This window comes from Micromonospora sp. NPDC005979 (genome assembly GCF_040614415.1).
GTDB lineage: Bacteria > Actinomycetota > Actinomycetes > Mycobacteriales > Micromonosporaceae > Micromonospora.
Map to the genome: position 1 here is coordinate 216,699 of NZ_JBEXUR010000008.1, position 18,421 is coordinate 235,119.

Below are 18,421 nucleotides of genomic sequence, written 5' to 3' on the forward strand. Positions count from 1 at the left end.
TGTTGGGGGTGGTGGGGTCAGCGGGAGTGGTAGTTGGGCGCCTCGACGGTCATCTGGATGTCGTGCGGGTGGCTCTCCTTGAGCCCGGCCGCGGTGATCCGGATCAGCTGGCCACGCCGGTGCAGCTCGGGGATGCTCTCCGCGCCGACGTACCCCATGGCGGCCCGCAGCCCGCCGATGAGCTGGTGGGCGACCGCGGACAGCGGGCCCCGGTAGGGCACCTGGCCCTCGACGCCCTCGGGGACCAGCTTGTCCTCGGCGAGAACGTCCTGCTGGAAGTACCGGTCCTTGGAGTACGACTTGGCCTGCCCCCGGGACTGCATCGCGCCGAGCGAGCCCATCCCGCGGTACGCCTTGTACTGCTTGCCGTTGATGAAGATCAGCTCGCCGGGGCTCTCCTCGCAGCCGGCCAGCAGGCTGCCGAGCATCACGGTGTCCGCGCCGGCGACCAGGGCCTTGGCGATGTCGCCCGAGTACTGGATGCCACCGTCACCGATCACCGGCACGCCGGCCGGACGGGCGGCACGGGCCGCCTCCATGATCGCGGTGATCTGCGGGACGCCGACGCCGGCGACGATCCGGGTGGTGCAGATCGCACCCGGGCCCACACCCACCTTGATGCCGTCGGCGCCGGCCTCGACCAGCGCACTCGCGCCGGCGTACGTGGCCACGTTGCCGCCCACGATGTCGATCGTCACGTCCTTCTTGAGCCGGCGGACCATGTCCAGCACGGCCCGCTGGTGCCCGTGCGCCGTGTCCACGATCAGCACGTCGACACCGGCGTCGACAAGCGTGCGCGCCCGCTTGTACGCGTCCTCGCCCACACCCACGGCGGCGGCCACCCGCAGCCGGCCGGCGTCGTCCTTGGTGGCGTTCGGGTACTGCTCGCTCTTGGTGAAGTCCTTCACGGTGATCAGCCCGCGCAGCCGGCCGGAGTCGTCCACGATCGGCAGCTTCTCGACCTTGTGCTGGCGCAGCAGCGCCAGCGCGTCGTCCTTGCTCACCCCGACCGGGGCGGTGACCAGCGGAGTCCGGGTCATGATCTCGCGGACCGGGGTGTCCGGCTCGGTGACGAAGCGCATGTCGCGGTTGGTCACGATGCCGACCAACTGGCCATTGCCGTCCACCACCGGGACGCCGGAGATGCGGTACCGCCCGCACAGCTCGTCGACCTCGCTCAGCGTGTCGTCCGGGCTGGCGGTCACCGGGTTGGTGATCATGCCGGACTCGGAGCGCTTCACCAGGTCGACCTGGAGCGCCTGGTCCTCCAGGGACAGGTTGCGGTGCAGCACGCCGATGCCACCCTGGCGGGCCATGGCGATCGCCATCCGCGCCTCGGTGACCGTGTCCATGGCGCTGGAGAGCAGCGGGACGGTCAGTTCGACGTTGCGGGTGAGCTTCGTCCGGGTGTTGACCCGGCTGGGCACCACGTCCGACTCGCCCGGCTGGAGCAGCACGTCGTCGAAGGTGAGCCCGAGCGGAACGACCCGGGCCGAGCCGGTGGGCAGCTCGGGCAGGTGGCCGCCCAGGTCGGCGTGCTCGACGCCGGCCGGAAGATCGGTACTGGGCGAATTTTCCACGATTGCTCCCCTGAGCTGCTCGGATGGGCTTCAGCGAGGTGGCGCGGGCGGGCACCGGAACACGCCACGGTGCCGGCACGTCGTCCCATCGTACCCAGTGACCTGCGCGACCTGGATCGGCGGCGGTTGCCTGGGCGCGGTGCCCGGGGGCGGACGTTCCCGCCGCGTTGGGTCTACGGTGAGGGGGTGCACGACGAGCCCATCGACCCGTTCAACGGCGACCCGGCCGACCCCACCGCCGGGCTGGACGATCCGGGCGACGACACGACGCCGGATCCGCTGACCGACGTCGAGCGGCAGGATGTGCTGGAGGACCTCGCCGACCTGGAGATCTACCAGGCCCTGCTGGCGCCCATCGGGGTGCGCGGGCTGGTCATCGAATGCGAGGACTGCCGGGAACCCCACTACTTCGACTGGGACCTGCTCCGGGGCAACCTGCGGCACCTGCTCAACTCGGGGCGGCCCCGGGTGCACGAGCCGGCGTACGACCCGGATCCTGACCACTACGTGACCTGGGACTACGCGCGTGGATACGCCGACGGGGTGCACGACACCCTGACCGAGGGCACCGAGGACGATCCGGACCCGGGCGCCGCCACCACCGCCGACTGAGGTTCCGCCGGCCCCAGCGTCAGGAGACCAGGCCGGCCCGGAAGCCGGCGGCGACCGCGTGGGCGCGGTCCCGGGCGCCGAGCTTGCGGAACAGCCGGCGCGCGTGTGTCTTGACGGTGTCCTCCGAGACGAACAGTTCCCGGCCGATCTCCGCGTTGCTCTTGCCCTCGGCCATGCCCAGCAGCACCTGGAGTTCCCGTTCGGTGAGCCCGACCGACGACCGGCCGCCACGAACGCCCGCGCCGGGCCGGGTGGAGTCGGACTGCCCGGTGGCGGTCCCGTCGGTCGCCGACTCGGCCTCGTCGTCGCCCCGCTGCACCGGTACCGAGGCGACGCCCGCCGGCCCGTCGCCGGTCGCGGCGGTCCAGCCGGGCTCTGCGGCGCCGCGTACCGACGGAGTGGAGCGGGCCGAGCCACCGACCGCCGCCGCATCCCGCGCCGGGTCGGTGACCCGCTGCCGGGAGGCCCGGCCGGGCGCGGTCAGCAGGAGCAAGGCCTTCGCCACCGCGCTGGTGAGGTCGTGGTCGGCGTTCTGGATCAACCCACGGGCGCCGGCGCTGATGGTGGCGGCCGCCGCCTCGGATTCCTCGGTACCGAGGAGCACGACCGCGGCCTGCGGCGCGCGGGCCAGCACCCGGCGGACGAAGCCCGCGCTGTCCGGCCGGGTGAGGGCCGTGTCGGCCAGAACCACGTCGGCCGGTCGTTCGGCCAGGCGCAGCATCACCTCGGGATCGGAGACGGCGGTACGAACGATCGCGGACAAACCCAGCCGCGCGGCAGCAGAAGTGAGGTGCTGAGCCGCGAGCGGTGTCCGAACGCACACAAGAACGGTACGCACTGTGATGGTCTCCTCTCCGCACACGAGCAGACCATGACGGGGTCGGCTGGGGAGGAGGTTCCCGGCAATCATCTGAACTTTTCCGACAGATGGGGCAAAAGCCGCAAGTTGCCAGGGGTTTTCGATCACAGACGTGTGAGCGAGCAACGACCCGGGTACCGGGGGGTCCAGGCCGGGAACGGTGCGCCTGCGCGGCCCGCCGCCCGGAAGCCGGCCACAAGCATTCTCGCGGTGCCGCGCGGGAGGAGGGGTGCTGATGTCGAACGTACGTAGACTGCCCGGACCCATCGTCGACCTCTGGGACTGGCAGCGGCTCGGTGCCTGCCGAGGCCGGGACAGCGCTCAGTTCTTTCACCCGGACGGTGAGCGTGGGTCCTCGCGGCTGCGGCGGGAGTCCCAGGCCAAGTCGGTCTGCCGCGCCTGCCCGGTCCGCGCCGAGTGCGCCGCACACGCGCTGTCGGTCCGCGAGCCGTACGGCGTGTGGGGCGGCTTCAGCGAGTCCGAGCGGCTGCGCCTACTCGCCGTTGGCTGGGAGGACCTGGCGGACCGCCGGCAGATCCGGGTCGACGTGGCCCGCCTGGAGGCCCGCCTGGGCCGCCCGCACAAGTCCACGGTCCCGGCTCAGCGCAACGTAGCCTGACCCGACAACACAGCACTTCCCCGAAACCGCACTCCCGATGGGGAGCGCGGTTTCGCGTCACCACGACCGCGAGGCAACTGCTGACGGGCGGCGGACCGGCGCCGCCGCCCGCTTCGCCGCCATGCCAGGCCTACTGCGACGCCCCAGATGTGTGGGACGGCCTTTCGCTCTGCCCACCGGCGGGCCCACCGTCCTTTGCTCGGCCCACCGGTACGCCCGACGTCCTTTGCTCTGCTTCAGCGGAGGAAACACGCCCTGTCCGAATAGCGGACACGGCGTGTTTCCTGGGTTGAAGCAGAGCAAAGGACGCACGAAGGGTAGGTCCTCCATCGGCCGCCGATGGGCTCGGCGCAAGGCTCCCAACGGCCTCAGCGGACGGCCACCGACGACAGCCTCAGCGCGAGGCCCTTCGACAGCCTCAGCGCGTGGCCCGCCGACGGCCTCAGCGCACGGCCGTGGGCCAGATCAGCGGACGTTGACGGGGACGGTGTGCCAGCCGGTGGCGCCGTCGGGGGCGACGCTCTGGGTGCGCTCGGTCTGGGTCTCGCCGGTCGCGTCCGTTGCCCGGACCTGAAGACGGTGCTCGCCCGGCGTGGCGTCCCAGCGCCAGGACCACTGGACCCAGGTGTCCACCGACACTGTGGGGGCCAGCGCCGCCTCCTGCCAGGGGCCGTCGTCGACGCGTACCTCGACCCGGCTGATGCCCCGGTGCTGCGCCCAGGCCACCCCGGCCACCGTCACCGGGCCCGCGGTCAGCCGGTTGCGCCGTCGTGGCGCGTCGATCCGCGACTGGGTCTTGATCGGCCCCTGGGCGGACCAACCGCGCGGCACCCAGTACGCGTCGAAGTCGGCGAAGCGCGTCAGCTCCAGCTCGGTCACCCACTTGCAGGCCGACACGTAGCCGTAGAGACCGGGCACCACCATCCGCACCGGGAAGCCGTGCTGGACCGGCAGCGGTTCACCGTTCATGCCGATCGCCAGCAGCGCGTCCCGCCCGTCGCGCAGGGCTGCGGTGGGGGTGCCGCAGGTCCAGCCGTCGACCGACCGGCCGACGACCTGGTCGGCGTCCTCGTCCGGTTGGGCCTCGTCCAGCAGTTCCCGCAGCGGTACGCCGAGCCAGCGCGCGTTGCCGATCAGGTCGCCGCCGACCTCGTTGGAGACGCAGGCCAGCGTGACGTACCGCTCGACCAGCGGCCGGGCCAGCAGGTCCGCGTAGGTGTAGGTGCGCTCGGTACCCACCCGGCCGTGAATGCGCAGCCGCCAGGTGTCCGGATTCACCTGCGGCACCACCAGGGCGGTGTCGATCCGGTAGAACCCGGAGTTCGGGGTGACGTACGGCGCGAGCTGAGCCAGGGACAGGTCCGCTCCCGCCGGCACGGCCGGCGCGGGGACGGCCGGGGCGGGCAGCCGGATCGCGTCCCGGGCGGCCGAGACACCCCGCCGTCCGGCCAGCCAACGGCCGCCGAGACCGGCCACGGCCGCCGTACCGAGCAGCACTCCGGTGCCGGTGAGGAACCGTCGGCGCGACTCCGGGTCGACACCCTCGACCGGCGCGGCCGGCGTCACCGGCGTGGGTGGGTCCCACGGCCAGGGGTCCAGCTCGAACGGGCCGGCGATGAACAGCCAGAGCACCAGTGCGCCGAGCCCGCCGCCGACCAGCGACGGCAGCGCGTCGAAGACGTCCGCGCCGGGCCGGGTCAGCGCGGCGGCCACACCGACGGCGCCGAACGCCGCGATACCGGCCAGGCCCAGGGCCAGCCGGCGGACCGCCAGCATTCCGAAGAGGGCCGCGAACCCGCCCAGCAGCAGGGCTGTTCCGGTCAGCAGGGCGATCTTGTCGGCGGTGCCGAAGACGTCGATGGCGAACTGCTTGAGCGGCTCGGGAACGGCGTCGACGACCACCCCGCCGACCGCGACCAGTGGCGCCGACCGGGGGCCGGTCAGCACCGCCACCGGCTCCGCGATGCCGATCGCGACGGCGGCGGCGGTGACTCCGGCCAGCGCGGCGTACCGCCGTGACGTCGTGCTCATCGGCCCAGTGTGCGCGATCATCTCGGCCGACCGCCAACGACGTCATCGCTTGGTAATGCTCGCGCGGACGAAACCGGGGCACACCGCCGTACGGCGGTGTGCCCCGGAACGGGTGTCGCTACCGGGTCAGAAGCCCGGGCCGTGCTGGTGGCCGTGGCCGTGCCCGCCACCGGCGGCGGCCGGCTCGGCCTGCTCCGGCTTCTCCACCACGAGGCTCTCCGTGGTGAGCAGCAGACCGGCGATCGAGGCGGCGTTGGTGACGGCGTTGCGGGTCACCTTCACCGGGTCGATGATGCCGGACTTGACCAGGTCGCCGTACTCGCCGGTGGCCGCGTCGAGGCCGTTGCCCCACTGCATGCCGGCGACCTTCTGGGTCACGACGTAGCCGTCGTGGCCGGCGTTCTGCGCGATCCAGCGCAGCGGCTCGACCAGCGCCTTGCGCACGATCGAGACGCCGACCTTCTCCTCGCCGGTGAAACCCAGGTCGTCGTCGAGCACGGGGAGGATCTGCACCAGGGCGGCGCCGCCGCCGGGCACGGTGCCCTCCTCGACCGCGGCCTTGGTCGCCGCGATGGCGTCCTCGATGCGGTGCTTGCGCTCCTTCATCTCGACCTCGGTCGCCGCGCCCACCTTGATCACGGCGATGCCGCCGGAGAGCTTCGCCAGCCGCTCGGCCAGCTTCTCCCGGTCCCAGTCGGAGTCGGAGGCCTCGATCTCCTTGCGGATCTGCGCCACCCGGTCGTCGACCTCGGTCTTCTGGCCGCCGCCGTCGACGATCGTGGTGTTCTCCTTGTCGACCACGACGCGCCGGGCGGTGCCGAGCACCTCCAGGCCGACCTGGTCGAGCTTGTAGCCCAGCTCCGGGGCGACCAGCTCGGCGCCGGTGGAGATCGCGATGTCCTGGAGCATGGCCTTGCGCCGGTCGCCGAAGCCCGGGGCCTTGACCGCGCAGACCTTGAGGGTCTTGCGCAGCGAGTTGACCACCAGGGTGGAGAGCGCCTGACCGTCCACGTCCTCGGCGATGATCAGCAGGGGCTTGCTGTTCTGCAGGACCTTCTCCAGCAGCGGGAGCAGCTCCTCGATCGCCGAGATCTTCTGGGTGGTGACCAGGATGTACGCGTCCTCGAGGACGGACTCCTGACCCTCCAGATCGGTGACGAAGTTCGGCGAGATGAAGCCCTTGTCGAACTGGAGACCCTCGGTCACGTCCAGCTCGGTGGTGAGCATCGAGCCCTCCTCGACGGTGATGACACCGTCGCGGCCGACCCGCTCCATCGCCTCGGCGATCAGCTCGCCGATGGTGGCGTCCTGCGCGGAGATCGTCGCCACGTTCGCGATCGACTCCTTGTTGGAGACCTCGACGGCCTTGCCGAGCAGCGCCTCGGAGACCTTGGCGGCCGCCGCGTCGATGCCCCGCTTGAGGCCGGCCGGGTTGGTCCCGGCGGTCACGTTGCGCAGGCCCTCACGGACCATCGCCTGCGCCAGCACGGTCGCGGTGGTGGTCCCGTCGCCGGCGACGTCGTTGGTCTTGGTCGCCACCTCCTTGACCAGCTGCGCGCCGAGGTTCTCGTAGGGGTTGGTGAGCTCGATCTCCTTCGCGATGGTCACGCCATCGTTGGTGATCGTCGGCGCACCGAACTTCTTGTCCAGGACGACGTTGCGCCCGCGCGGTCCGAGGGTGACCTTGACCGCGTCAGCGAGGGCGTTGACACCATGCTCCAGCAGGTGTCGGGCGTCGTCCGAGAAGCTGAGGATCTTCGCCATGAATGTCCCTTCGAAGCGCCGCTGCCCCGGCCCGGCGAGCCGGACCGGGGCAACGACACTGATCGGTTGCTTACTTCTCGATGACCGCGAGGACGTCGCGGGCGGAGAGCACCAGGTACTCCTCGCCGGCGTACTTGACCTCGGTGCCGCCGTACTTCGAGTAGAGGACGGTGTCGCCGACCTGCACGTCAACCGGGACCCGGTTGCCGTTGTCGTCGACGCGCCCCGGACCGACAGCGAGGACGGTGCCCTCCTGCGGCTTCTCCTTGGCGGTGTCGGGAATCACGATGCCCGACGCCGTGGTGGTCTCAGCCTCGTTCGCCTGGACCACGATGCGGTCCTCGAGCGGCTTGATCGCAACCTTGGTCGCGGTAGTCACGGGCATACCCTCCTGGGGTACTGGTTTCGTTGCCGGCCAGCGGGGCTGACCAGCGTCAATCTGCCTCATGCCACCGGGCGGGGCCGTCGTCGCGGGTGCCGGTCCGCCTGGCGTGCGCATCCGGGTCGCGAGACCCGGAAGCTGGCACCCTCAGGGTGAGAGTGCTAATCGCAGGTTATTCCGTGGCTAGCACTCCGTCAAGGAGAGTGCCAGCGCGTCGCGCCCCGCCAGCGGTATTTTCCCCTCGGTCGGGAGAATGGGCAGGTGGATCTCGATCAGTTGGCGGCACTGCGTACCCCCGAGGGGTCGGCCGCCCTCACGGCGGCGGCCGAGCTGACCGGCGGCGATCCACTGACCGCGGCGTCGGCTCTCCGCGCGGCCGGGGTGCCCCCCACGCTGGCGGCGGCGGCCCTCACCCAGGCCGAGCTGCGCCACCGGGCGGTCGGCAAGTTCGGCGCGGCCGCCGCCGGGATGTTCCTCACCCGGCCCGGCCTGGAACAGGCCACCCGCCGGGTGGTCGCCGACCGGCGTGCCGCCCGGTTGTCCGCGGCCGGCGTGCGCACCCTGGCCGACCTCGGGTGCGGCCTCGGCGCGGACGCGCTGGCCGCCGCCCGTGCCGGCATCCGGGTGTACGGGGTGGAGGCCGACCCGGTGACCGCGGCGATGGCGGCCGCCAACGCGGCCGCAGCCGGGCTGGCCGACCTGTTCACCGTCGAGTGCGGCGACGCGACCGCGTTCGACGTGTCCCGGGTGGACGCCGTCTTCTGCGACCCGGCCCGACGGGCCACCGGCACCGGACGACGGATCTTCGACCCGCGCGCCTACTCGCCGCCCTGGGACTTCGTGACCGGCCTGGCCGAGCGGGTGCCGCGCACGGTGGTGAAGGTGGCGCCGGGCCTGGATCACGCGCTCATCCCGGCCGGCGCGGAGGCGGAGTGGGTCTCCGTGGACGGCGACCTGGTCGAGGCCGCGCTCTGGTGCGGCGAGTTGGCCGAGGTGCCCCGCCGCGCCAGCGTGTACCGGAGGGAGATCCACCAGCTCACCGGCTCGGGCGACACGGAGGCGCCGGTCGCGCCCGCGCGCCGCTACCTGTACGACCCGGACCCGGCGGTGGTCCGCGCGCACCTCGTGGCCGAGCTGGCCACGGAGCTGGACGCCAGCCTGGCCGACCCGAGCATCGCGTACCTGTACGCCGACCAGCCGACCCGCACCCCGTACGCGCGCTGTCTGGAGATCACCGACGTGCTGCCGTTCTCGCTCAAGCGCCTGCGGGCACTGCTGCGCGAGCGTCGGGTGGGCCGGGTGGAGATCCTCAAACGGGGTTCGGCGCTGACGCCGGAGCAGTTGCGGCGGGACCTGCGCCTGGCGGGCGACCAGGCGGCGAGCCTGGTGCTCACCCGGGTGGCCGGAGCGCCGACCGTGCTGATCGGCCAGCCAGTCGTTTAGGTTGGGAACGTGGCGGGACAGGGCACTCCGGCAACGGCACTGCTGGCCAAGCGCGGGATCGCGCACCGCACCCACCCCTACCGGGTGGCACCGGACGCCCCGAACTACGGCGCCCTGGTGGCGGCGGCGCTCGGCGTGGCTCCGGAGCGGGTCTTCAAGTCGCTGGTGACCGAGGTGGACGGTGTCCTCACCGTGGCGGTCGTACCGGTGACCGGTGAGCTGGACCTCAAGGCGCTCGCGGCGGCGGTCGGCGGCAAGCGGGCGGCGCTCGCCGAGCGGACGGTCGCCGAGCGGGCCACCGGTTACGTGCGGGGCGGGATCAGCCCGCTCGGGCAGCGTCGGCGGCTGCCCACCGTGCTCGACGACTCCGCACTGGACCTCGCGACGATCTACGTCTCCGCTGGTCGGCGCGGGCTGCAACTCGAACTGGCGGCGGCGGACCTGGTGGCGCTCACGGCGGCCCGTACCGCGCCGTTGCAGGCCCGCTGAGCTGTCGTTACATCCCCCTTTTCGTGGGATGTTCGGCGAGTAACAGTCGCGTTGCTGAATTGTTATCGCTTCCAACAAACTTGGGACCTGCGTGGTCTTGTGGTGCCAGTGTGACGCGGAATACGTTGCCGGACACAACAAAACAACACCTCCCCCACCTCCGAAAGGACCCTGCACATGCGTAAGGGGATCCTCACCATCGCCGCCGTGGGCCTGCTCGCGACCGGCGGTTTGACCGCGTGCGGCGACGACGACTCCGGCTCCGACGCCGGCGGCTCCGCCAAGACCCCGAAGATCGGCGTGATCCTCCCGGACAGCAAGTCCTCGGCCCGCTGGGAGACCGCGGACCGTCGGTTCCTGGAGGAGGCGTTCAAGGCCGCCGGCGTCAAGTACGACATCCAGAACGCCCAGAACGACAAGACCGCCTTCCAGACCATCGCCGACCAGATGATCACCAGCGGCGTCACCGCTCTGATGATCGTCAACCTGGACTCCGGCACCGGCAAGGCCGTGCTCGACAAGGCCAAGTCGCAGGGCGTCGCCACCATCGACTACGACCGGCTGACCCTGGGCGGCTCCGCCCAGTACTACGTCAGCTTCGACAACGAGGTCGTCGGCAAGCTCCAGGGCGAGGGCCTGTCGAAGTGCCTCACCGAGAAGGGCGCCAAGAACCCCGTCGTGGCGTACCTGAACGGCTCCCCCACCGACAACAACGCCACCCTGTTCAAGAACGGGTACGACTCGGTGCTCAAGCCGAAGTTCGACTCCAAGGAATACGTCAAGGGCCCTGAGGACGCCGTGCCGGCGTGGGACAACGCCCAGGCCGCGACGATCTTCGAGCAGCAGCTCACCAAGGCCAACGGCAAGATCGACGGTGTGCTCGCCGCCAACGACGGCCTCGGCAACGCCGCCATCTCGATCCTGAAGAAGAACAAGCTCAACGGCAAGGTGCCGGTGACCGGTCAGGACGCCAGCACCGAGGGCCTGCAGAACATCCTCGCCGGTGACCAGTGCATGACCGTCTACAAGGCCGTCCGCGAAGAGGCGAAGGCCGCGTCCGACCTGGCCATCTCGCTCGCCAAGGGCGAGAAGAAGGACACCGGCCAGACGGTGAAGGACCCGGAGGGCAACCGCGACGTCCCGTCGGTGCTGCTCACCCCCAAGGCCATCTACAAGGACACCATCAAGGACGTCATCGCCGACGGCTACGTGACCAAGGAAGAGGTCTGCACCGCGGCGTACGCCAAGGCCTGCGCCGACGCCGGCATCAGCTGACCGACGCCGCAGTACCCGCCGGGACGACCACCGCCGCCCGGCACGGGAGCACCCCTCCCGTGCCGGGCGGCGCCCGCCGGACGGGCCCCGACCCTCCCTTAAGAAGGAGACCCCCGTGTCCGCGACCCCCCTGCTGGAGCTCCGCGGGATCGACAAGAGCTTCGGTCCCGTCCAGGTGCTCCGCGACGTCGCCCTGACCGTCCACCCGGGAGAAGTGACCGCGCTGGTCGGCGACAACGGCGCCGGCAAGTCGACCCTGGTGAAGTGCATCAGTGGCATCCACCCCACCGACGCCGGCGAATTCCTGTTCAACGGCGAACCGGTGCACATCGGCAGCCCCCGCGACGCCGCCGCCCTCGGCATCGAGGTCGTCTACCAGGACCTCGCGCTCTGCGACAACCTGGACATCGTGCAGAACATGTTCCTCGGCCGGGAGAAGCACAGCGGCATCGTCCTGGACGAGCCGACCATGGAACAGCTCGCCGCCGAGACCCTGGCGGGACTCTCCATCCGCACCGTCACCTCGCTTCGCCAGCACGTCTCCAGCCTCTCCGGTGGTCAGCGCCAGACCGTGGCCATCGCCAAGGCGGTGCTGTGGAACAGCAAACTGGTCATCCTGGACGAGCCGACCGCTGCGCTCGGCGTGGCGCAGACCGCCCAGGTGCTCGAACTCGTCCGCCGCCTCGCCGACAACGGCCTGGCCGTGGTGCTCATCTCGCACAACATGAACGACGTCTTCGCCGTCGCCGACCGGATCGCCGCGCTGTACCTCGGCCAGATGGTCGCCCAGGTGAAGACCACCGACATCACCCACGCCCAGATCGTTGAGCTGATCACCGCCGGGCGCTCGGGCGGACTCGGCCTCGCCACCGAGCCGGGCAGCAACGGCGACGGCCCGCAGCCGGCCGATTCGATCTCAGGAGGCGACCGATGACCACCACCGCCGTGCGCAAGGACGGCCCGGCGGCCGTCACACCGGCGCCGACCGTCGGGGGCCACGCCCGCAACTACCTGAGCCGGGTACGCGGTGGCGACGTCGGCGCGTTGCCGGCAGTCCTCGGCCTCATCGTGCTCTGCACCGTGTTCGCGGTCATGCGGCCCTCGTCGTTCCTGTCGGCGGGCAACTTCGCCAACCTCTTCACCCAGGGCGCGGCGGTCACGGTGATCGCGATGGGCCTGGTCTTCGTTCTGCTGCTCGGCGAGATCGACCTCTCCGCCGGCTTCGCCAGCGGCGTCTGCGCGGCGGTACTGGCCAATGTGGTCACGGTGCTCGGCTACCCCTGGTGGGTCGCCGTGCTCGCCGCGATCGCCACCGGCTTGGTCATCGGCACCACCATCGGTCTGCTCGTGGCGAAGATCGGCATTCCGTCCTTCGTGGTCACCCTCGCCGGTTTCCTCGCCTTCCAGGGCATCGTGCTGCTGCTGGTGAAGGATGGCACCAACATCTCCGTCCGCGACGACGTGCTCGTCGCCATCGCCAACCGCAACCTCGCCCCCACCCTCGGTTGGGCGCTGGCCGTCATCGCGGTCGTCGGCTACGCGGCGGTGCAACTGCTGCGGCACCGCAACCGGGTGGCCCGCGGCCTGATCAGCGACCCGATCGCCGTGGTGGCGCTGCGGATCGCCGGGCTCGCCGTCATCCTCGGAGCGGCGGTGTACGTCCTCAACCTGGAGCGCAGCCGCAACGTCCTGATCAGCTCGCTCAAGGGCGTGCCGATCGTGGTGCCGATCATCGCGGTGCTGCTGGTCGTGTGGACGTTCGTCCTGCAACGCACCAGCTACGGCCGGCACGTCTACGCCGTGGGCGGCAACCGGGAAGCGGCCCGCCGGGCCGGAATCGGCGTCGACCGCATCCGGATCTCGGCCTTCGTGATCTGCTCGTCGATGGCCGCCGTCGGAGGCATCGTGGCCGCCAGCCGGGCCAACTCGGTCGACCCGAACACGGGGGGCAGTAACGTACTCCTCTACGCAGTCGGCGCGGCCGTCATCGGTGGCACCAGCCTCTTCGGTGGCAAGGGTCGCGTCCTGGACGCCGTACTCGGCGGCGCGGTGGTCGCGGTCATCGAAAACGGAATGGGCCTGATGGGATACACCGCGGGAGTCAAGTACGTGGTCACCGGCGTCGTGCTGCTGCTCGCCGCCAGCGTCGACGCCCTCTCCCGCCGCCGCGCGGCAGCCACCGGCACCCGCTGACCGCGTGGGAGGTAGCACCAGCATGCGCCCGGCACCCAGCCAGGAAGAGGTTCGCCGGCAGAACCTCGGGGCCCTGCTGCGGTACGTGCACGTCCACGGGGCCACCACCCGTGCCGAACTCACCACGGCACTGGGATTGAACCGGAGCACCATCGGCGCGCTCACCGCCGACCTGGCCGGCGTCGGGCTGGTCAGTGAGGGAACGCCGAAGGAGACCGGCCGGGCCGGACGACCGTCCATTGTCGTCCGGCCCGAGTCGGCCCGGGTGTACGCGTACGCGTACTCCGTCGAGGTGGACCGGCTGCGGGCCGCCCGGGTCGGTCTGGGCGGCGCGGTGCTGGACCGCCGGGAGCTGGACCGCCCGCGCGGCCTGCTCGCCGCGGAGGCCGCGCCGATGCTGGCCGGCGCCGTCAAGGAGATGCAGCAGGCGGTCCCGGGCGGCGCGATCTGCGTCGGCACGGGCGTCGCGGTCTGCGGCATGGTCCGCCGGGAGGACGGCCTGGTGCGGCTCGGCCCCACCACCGGCTGGGTGGACGAGCCGATCGGCGCGGCGCTCGGGGCCGAGATGGGCCTGGACGTGCCGGTCACGGTCGGCAACGTGGCCGACGTGGCGGCGTTCGCCGAGCACACCAGGGGCGTCGCGGCCGGCTGCGACAACGTCATCTACCTGTACGGCGACGTCGGCGTCGGCGCCGGGATCATCGCCGGCGGGCGTCGGCTCACCGGACACGGCGGGTACGGCGGCGAGGTCGGGCACATGAAGGTGGTCCGCGATGGTTTGCCCTGCGAGTGCGGCGCCCGGGGTTGCTGGGAGACCGAGATCGGCGAGCACGGCCTGCTGCGCGCGGCGGGACGCTCCGACGCGCGGGGACGCGACGCCCTGCTGGCCGTCTTCGATGCCGCCGACCGGGGGGACGCCCGTGCCCAGACGGCGGTACGCCAGGCAGGCGACTGGCTCGGCTTCGGAGTCGCCAACCTGGTCAACGTCTTCAACCCCGAAATGGTCATCTTCGGTGGCACCATGCGCGACCTCTACCTCGCGGCGGCGGCCCAGATCCGCAGCCGGCTCAACTCGAACGCACTCGGCGCGTGCCTGGAGCACGTCCGGCTGCGTACGCCGACGCTGGGCGAGGACGCACCCCTGATCGGGGCCGCCGAGCTGGCTTTCGAACGACTGCTCGCCGACCCCCTCGACGTGGGCTGACCCGCGTACGCTGTCCGGCGTGGACGTCGAGCTACGCGCCTCCGACGACGACCGTCACCGGGTGGTCGCCGAGCTGCACCGGCACACCACCGTGGGCCGACTCACCCTGGACGAGTTCTCCGAGCGGGTCGGCGCGGTGTGGACTTCCCGCACCCTCGGCGACCTCGCCGCGCTGACCCGGGACCTGCCGGCCCTGCCCGATCCCGCAGCCGCGGCGAAGGGCGACGGCGGGATCGGGCACGGCCGCCGGGAGCTGCTGGTGCTCTTCGCCGTCGCCGCCCTCACCCTGCTGCTGCTCGGTGGCTTCCTCGCCGTCACCCGCTGATCCAAGTCGCAGGCCGCGACGGCACGCCCGACGGGATCCGCATTTCCACGGCACGAGCGAATGAACTGATCGGACGATCAGTCCGTACCAGTGGGCGGACGGGCGGCCGGCAGGATGCGGCTGCCCGGTTCAGACGCGTTTCGGTCCGGACCGAGGAGGCACCGCAGACATGGCACCGCTCAGAACCGCCCGTCGTCGGCCGGGAACCCGGATGCACCGCGCGGCGATGTTGCTCATCGCGATCGTCGCGGGGGTCGGTGTCCTGCCGGGCGTGGCCATCGCCGCCCCCGCTGGTGGGCAGCAGCTCAACGCCGCCGATATGACGCTGCTCAACGGTGTGCGCCTGGCCGGGCTGTGGGAGATGCCGGCCGGTCAGATGGCCGCCGAGAAGGGACAGTCGGCGAAGGTACGCGAGATCGGGGCCGGCATCGCCGGCGAGCACCAGAAGCTCGACCAGCTCGTCGTGGACGCCGCCAACAAGCTCGGCGCGTCCATCCCCACCGAGCCGACCGCCGAGCAGAAGGGCTGGCTGTCGGAGATGCAGAACGCCTCCGGCGCCCGGTTCGACCAGATCTTCGTGACCCGGCTCCGGGTGGCCCACGGCAAGATCTTCCCGGTGATCGGCGCGGTACGGGCCAGCACCCGCGACGCCACCGTCCGCAAGCTCTGCGAGGACGCCAACGCCTTCGTACAGCACCACATGCAGATGCTGGAGTCCACCGGACTGGTCCGCTGGCCCGAACTGCCGCCGGCCGCGCTGCCCGCGCCCGGTAAGGACGGCCTGCTCGCCGCCGCCGGAGCGAACGCGGGACCGCAGGTCGGGGTGAGCAGCACCGTCGTCTGGCTGGTCTTCCTCGCCGCGCTCGGCACCGGCGGGATCGCCACCTACCGGATGCTGCGTCGTAGCTGACCGAGGGTCGAGGTGGCCCGGAGTCAGCGGTCGACCTGGGTGAAGTCCCAGGAGTGCGGGGCACGGGCCACCAGCAGGGCGGGAGGATCCGGCAGCGGGCGAGGGTTGCTGCGCCACTTGGAGATGACCACGACCCGATGGTCGGTGGACGAGAAGACCTCGCTGGACACGTGTAGCGGGTCGTGCTCCAGCTCGGGCAGGGCGGTGTCGCACACCCAGGTGATCAGCTCGGCGACGCCGTACGCCTCGGCGCGCGCCTCCCACATCCGCACGATCATCTCCGGCGCCCCCGTCACACGCTGACCGTGGTCAACGGCAGCGCCGAGTCGGCCGGCAGATCCAGCCGGCTCGGCGCGACCCCGGCGGCGACCAGGTGCGATCCGAGCGCGGCCACCATCGCCCCGTTGTCGGTGCACAGCTTCGGCCGTGGCACCCGGACCCGGATGCCGTACTTCTCGGCCCGCTGCTCGGCCAACGCCCGCAGCCGGGAGTTCGCCGCCACTCCCCCGCCGATCACCAGGGTGTCGATGCCCTGCGCCCGGCAGGCGGCGATGGCCTTGTTGGTCAGCACGTCGCAGACCGCCTCCTGGAAGGACGCGGCCACGTCGGCGACCGGCACCGGCTCACCGGCGCGTTGCCGTGCCTCCACCCAGCGGGCCACGGCCGTCTTCAGACCGGAGAACGAGAAGTCGTACCGGTGGGCCGCCAGGTCCTTCGCGGCGGTCAGGCCACGCGGGAAGGCGATGGAGGCGGCGTCACCCGCCCGGGCCTCGCGGTCGATGGGCGGACCGCCCGGGAACGGCAACCCGAGCAGCCGGGCCACCTTGTCGAACGCCTCACCAGCCGCGTCGTCGATGGTGGCGCCGAGCGGGGTGACACCTCGGGCCAGGTCGTCGACCAGCAGCAGGGACGAGTGCCCGCCGGAGACCAGCAGCGCGATGGCCGGTTCGGGCAGCGGGCCGTGTTCCAGGGTGTCCACCGCCACGTGCGCGGCGAGGTGGTTGACGCCGTACACCGGCTTCTCGGCGGCGAGGGCGTACCCCTTGGCGGCGGCGACGCCGACGAGCAGCGCGCCGGCCAGACCCGGTCCGGAGGTGACCGCGATGGCGTCGATGTCGGCGAGGGTGACGCCGGCGTCGGTGAGCGCCCGCTGCATGGTCGGCACGATGGCTTCGAGGTGGGCCCGGCTGGCCACCTCCGGCACCACTCCCCCGAAACGGGCGTGCTCCTCGACGCTGGACGCGAGCGCGTCGGCCAGCAGGGTGTGCCCGCGTACGATGCCGACGCCGGTCTCGTCGCACGAGGTCTCGATGCCCAGGATCAGCGGTTCGTCAGCCATGGTCGTGTGGTCCGTCCCCGGTCGGCTCGGCGTCGCGCCGCATGACCAGCGCGTCGGTGTTGCTCGGTTGGTAGTAGCCGCGACGCACCCCGATCGGCTCGAACCCGTACGTCGCGTAGAGGCGCTGGGCGGGGGCGTTGTCCACGGCCACCTCCAGCAGGGTGCTGCGGGCGCCCCGACGGTTCGCCTCGGCGAGCAGTTCCTCCAGGAGGACGCGGCCGACGCCACGCCGCTGGACGTCCCGCCGGACGGCGATGACCTGCACCCACACCTCGTCCGGTGGGGCGCCGGCGAGCCCGGCGTAGCCGAGCACCGACCCGTCGGTGTCGGTCGCGACCCGGTAGTGGTGCCCGTTGGCCAGCTCGTTCCAGAACATGCTGGGCGACCACTGCCCGGCGCCGAACAGGTCCGCCTCGAGCGGCATCGCCTGCTCGACGTGCCACCAGCGGAACGGTTCCAGCCGTACCGACGTCACGGGAGGACCGGTTTGCGGCCGGTGGCCGCCACGGCGTCGGGACGGCGCAGGTAGAGCGGGGTGAGTCGCTCGCCGGGCGCGCCGGCCCGGATCCGCTCGGCGGCGAGCAGCGCCAGCACGGTGGCCTCCGGGTAGCGCGGCTCGACCCGGACCGGCAGGTCCAGGGCATCGGCGTACCGGTGTGCTCCGTCGCCGACCGCGACCGTCGCGCCCAGCTCACGGGCACGGGCGGCGGCCACCGCCGGCGAGGACACCTCGGGCCCGACGACCCGCTGGCCGGCCCCGTCGTAGACGGCCCAGTACAGCTCCTTGCGGCGGGCGTCGCTGGCGGCCAGCACCGGCTCGCCGGCAGCCGCCGGGTGGCCGATAGCGTCCAGGGAACAGACGCCGTACGTCGGAACGCCGAGTACCTGCCCCATCGTGGCGGCGGTGACCAGGCCGACCCGCAGCCCGGTGAACGGCCCGGGGCCGAGCCCGGCGACTATCGCGCCCAGGTCACGCGGGCGCGCGCCGGCGTCGGCGAGGACCGCGTCGACCTGGGGCGCGAGCAGTTCACCGTGCGCGCGGGCATCGACCGTGCACCGGTGCGCCCGGGACGTGACGCCGTCCGCCGAGATCTCCACCAACGCTGCGGTCACCGCGGGGGTCGAGCTGTCCACCACGAGTACGAGCACGGTTAGCCAGCCTAGCGGCCCCGCCACCGACCAGCTTCACGCCCCGCCCCCTGCCGGCTTTCAGCGCCGGCCGGCAAGATCCTGGTAGTCACCTGCTCCCCGCACCGCCACCGGCGTCCCGGCCCGTCGTCCTGCCCAGCCACACGGGCCGAGCCACACGGGCTTAGCCGCCCCTGGCTCGATCGACCAAGCGCGGCCGCTCAAGCCGACCGTTCTCCAGGCGAGGTGGCCGTTCTCGGCCGACCTC

At 71.8% G+C, this 18,421-nt stretch carries 19 protein-coding genes; 10 read left to right on the forward strand and 9 right to left on the reverse strand.

From position 1 onward, the window contains the following. Positions 1-17 precede the first annotated feature (17 nt). A complete protein-coding gene (guaB, locus tag ABZ272_RS15945; protein WP_355050689.1) occupies positions 18-1,580 on the reverse strand; it encodes an IMP dehydrogenase in 1,563 nt (520 codons plus the stop codon). A 186-nt stretch (positions 1,581-1,766) separates the two neighbouring features. On the opposite strand from guaB, the gene ABZ272_RS15950 reads away from it, so the two are divergent. Next, positions 1,767-2,192 carry a DUF5319 domain-containing protein gene (locus ABZ272_RS15950; RefSeq protein WP_355050690.1) on the forward strand — a complete coding sequence of 142 codons (426 nt, stop codon included), beginning with the start codon at positions 1,767-1,769 and terminating at the stop codon, positions 2,190-2,192. 19 nt (positions 2,193-2,211) lie between these two features. Here the strand turns inward: ABZ272_RS15950 and ABZ272_RS15955 are convergent, their stop codons facing one another. Beyond that, positions 2,212-3,030: a response regulator transcription factor gene (locus ABZ272_RS15955; RefSeq protein ID WP_355050691.1), complete on the reverse strand. Its 819-nt coding sequence runs from the start codon at positions 3,028-3,030 to the stop codon at positions 2,212-2,214. Positions 3,031-3,286: 256 nt separating this feature from the next. Here ABZ272_RS15955 and ABZ272_RS15960 point away from each other — a divergent pair, with 256 nt between their 5' ends. After that, positions 3,287-3,670: a WhiB family transcriptional regulator gene (locus ABZ272_RS15960; protein ID WP_355050692.1), complete on the forward strand. Its 384-nt coding sequence runs from the start codon at positions 3,287-3,289 to the stop codon at positions 3,668-3,670. Between the two features lie 465 nt (positions 3,671-4,135). On the opposite strand, the gene ABZ272_RS15965 is transcribed toward ABZ272_RS15960, so the two are convergent. From ABZ272_RS15965 to groES, 3 genes are all read right to left on the reverse strand, one after another. Then, positions 4,136-5,701, reverse strand: a complete 1,566-nt coding sequence (locus ABZ272_RS15965) for a molybdopterin-dependent oxidoreductase (RefSeq protein ID WP_355050693.1) — start codon at positions 5,699-5,701, stop codon at positions 4,136-4,138. Positions 5,702-5,827: 126 nt separating this feature from the next. Then, the gene (gene groL, locus ABZ272_RS15970; RefSeq protein WP_355050694.1) at positions 5,828-7,465 is read right to left on the reverse strand and encodes a chaperonin GroEL; all 1,638 of its coding nucleotides are present in this window, start codon (positions 7,463-7,465) and stop codon (positions 5,828-5,830) included. Between the two features lie 70 nt (positions 7,466-7,535). Further along, a complete protein-coding gene (gene groES, locus ABZ272_RS15975) occupies positions 7,536-7,850 on the reverse strand; it encodes a co-chaperone GroES (RefSeq protein ID WP_030330046.1) in 315 nt (104 codons plus the stop codon). A gap of 258 nt (positions 7,851-8,108) precedes the next feature. Here groES and ABZ272_RS15980 point away from each other — a divergent pair, with 258 nt between their 5' ends. The 8 genes from ABZ272_RS15980 to ABZ272_RS16015 all read left to right on the forward strand — a co-directional run bounded on the left by ABZ272_RS15980 (position 8,109) and on the right by ABZ272_RS16015 (position 15,686). Next, positions 8,109-9,290 carry a methyltransferase domain-containing protein gene (locus tag ABZ272_RS15980; RefSeq protein WP_355050695.1) on the forward strand — a complete coding sequence of 394 codons (1,182 nt, stop codon included), beginning with the start codon at positions 8,109-8,111 and terminating at the stop codon, positions 9,288-9,290. 9 nt (positions 9,291-9,299) lie between these two features. After that, positions 9,300-9,779, forward strand: a complete 480-nt coding sequence (gene ybaK, locus ABZ272_RS15985; RefSeq protein WP_355050696.1) for a Cys-tRNA(Pro) deacylase — start codon at positions 9,300-9,302, stop codon at positions 9,777-9,779. A 177-nt stretch (positions 9,780-9,956) separates the two neighbouring features. Further along, a complete protein-coding gene (locus ABZ272_RS15990; RefSeq protein WP_355050697.1) occupies positions 9,957-11,054 on the forward strand; it encodes a substrate-binding domain-containing protein in 1,098 nt (365 codons plus the stop codon). A 115-nt stretch (positions 11,055-11,169) separates the two neighbouring features. Beyond that, entirely contained in the window at positions 11,170-11,988 is an 819-nt protein-coding gene (locus tag ABZ272_RS15995) for an ATP-binding cassette domain-containing protein (protein ID WP_355050698.1), read from the forward strand. Further along, a complete protein-coding gene (locus tag ABZ272_RS16000) occupies positions 11,985-13,247 on the forward strand; it encodes an ABC transporter permease (protein ID WP_355050699.1) in 1,263 nt (420 codons plus the stop codon). Before ABZ272_RS15995 ends, ABZ272_RS16000 begins: the two co-directional genes overlap by 4 nt. A gap of 22 nt (positions 13,248-13,269) precedes the next feature. After that, entirely contained in the window at positions 13,270-14,451 is a 1,182-nt protein-coding gene (locus ABZ272_RS16005) for an ROK family protein (RefSeq protein WP_355050700.1), read from the forward strand. Between the two features lie 19 nt (positions 14,452-14,470). Beyond that, positions 14,471-14,776 carry a DUF1707 domain-containing protein gene (locus ABZ272_RS16010; protein ID WP_355050701.1) on the forward strand — a complete coding sequence of 102 codons (306 nt, stop codon included), beginning with the start codon at positions 14,471-14,473 and terminating at the stop codon, positions 14,774-14,776. 169 nt (positions 14,777-14,945) lie between these two features. After that, positions 14,946-15,686: a DUF4142 domain-containing protein gene (locus ABZ272_RS16015; RefSeq protein ID WP_355050702.1), complete on the forward strand. Its 741-nt coding sequence runs from the start codon at positions 14,946-14,948 to the stop codon at positions 15,684-15,686. 23 nt (positions 15,687-15,709) lie between these two features. On the opposite strand, the gene ABZ272_RS16020 is transcribed toward ABZ272_RS16015, so the two are convergent. The 4 genes from ABZ272_RS16020 to tsaB are packed head-to-tail and all read right to left on the reverse strand — an operon-like array spanning position 15,710 to position 18,174. Further along, positions 15,710-15,964 (reverse strand): hypothetical protein, encoded by a 255-nt coding sequence (locus ABZ272_RS16020; protein ID WP_355050786.1) that lies wholly within the window; start codon positions 15,962-15,964, stop codon positions 15,710-15,712. A 14-nt stretch (positions 15,965-15,978) separates the two neighbouring features. Then, positions 15,979-17,025 (reverse strand): tRNA (adenosine(37)-N6)-threonylcarbamoyltransferase complex transferase subunit TsaD, encoded by a 1,047-nt coding sequence (tsaD, locus tag ABZ272_RS16025; protein WP_355050703.1) that lies wholly within the window; start codon positions 17,023-17,025, stop codon positions 15,979-15,981. Continuing rightward, the gene (gene rimI, locus ABZ272_RS16030; RefSeq protein ID WP_355050704.1) at positions 17,018-17,500 is read right to left on the reverse strand and encodes a ribosomal protein S18-alanine N-acetyltransferase; all 483 of its coding nucleotides are present in this window, start codon (positions 17,498-17,500) and stop codon (positions 17,018-17,020) included. Before rimI ends, tsaD begins: the two co-directional genes overlap by 8 nt. Continuing rightward, entirely contained in the window at positions 17,497-18,174 is a 678-nt protein-coding gene (tsaB, locus tag ABZ272_RS16035; protein ID WP_355050705.1) for a tRNA (adenosine(37)-N6)-threonylcarbamoyltransferase complex dimerization subunit type 1 TsaB, read from the reverse strand. Before tsaB ends, rimI begins: the two co-directional genes overlap by 4 nt. Between the last annotated feature and the right edge of the window lie 247 nt (positions 18,175-18,421).

What these genes read in the sequence shown, in the direction of transcription:
- groES (WP_030330046.1), bottom strand. Translation starts at nt 7,850, where the DNA reads ATGCCCGTGACTACCGCGACCAAGGTTGCGATCAAGCCGCTCGAGGAC.
- ABZ272_RS15960 (WP_355050692.1), top strand. Translation starts at nt 3,287, where the DNA reads ATGTCGAACGTACGTAGACTGCCCGGACCCATCGTCGACCTCTGGGAC.
- groL (WP_355050694.1), bottom strand. Translation starts at nt 7,465, where the DNA reads ATGGCGAAGATCCTCAGCTTCTCGGACGACGCCCGACACCTGCTGGAG.
- ABZ272_RS15990 (WP_355050697.1), top strand. Translation starts at nt 9,957, where the DNA reads ATGCGTAAGGGGATCCTCACCATCGCCGCCGTGGGCCTGCTCGCGACC.
- ABZ272_RS16015 (WP_355050702.1), top strand. Translation starts at nt 14,946, where the DNA reads ATGGCACCGCTCAGAACCGCCCGTCGTCGGCCGGGAACCCGGATGCAC.
- tsaD (WP_355050703.1), bottom strand. Translation starts at nt 17,025, where the DNA reads ATGGCTGACGAACCGCTGATCCTGGGCATCGAGACCTCGTGCGACGAG.
- ABZ272_RS16020 (WP_355050786.1), bottom strand. Translation starts at nt 15,964, where the DNA reads ATGATCGTGCGGATGTGGGAGGCGCGCGCCGAGGCGTACGGCGTCGCC.
- ABZ272_RS15965 (WP_355050693.1), bottom strand. Translation starts at nt 5,701, where the DNA reads ATGAGCACGACGTCACGGCGGTACGCCGCGCTGGCCGGAGTCACCGCC.
- ABZ272_RS16005 (WP_355050700.1), top strand. Translation starts at nt 13,270, where the DNA reads ATGCGCCCGGCACCCAGCCAGGAAGAGGTTCGCCGGCAGAACCTCGGG.
- ABZ272_RS16000 (WP_355050699.1), top strand. Translation starts at nt 11,985, where the DNA reads ATGACCACCACCGCCGTGCGCAAGGACGGCCCGGCGGCCGTCACACCG.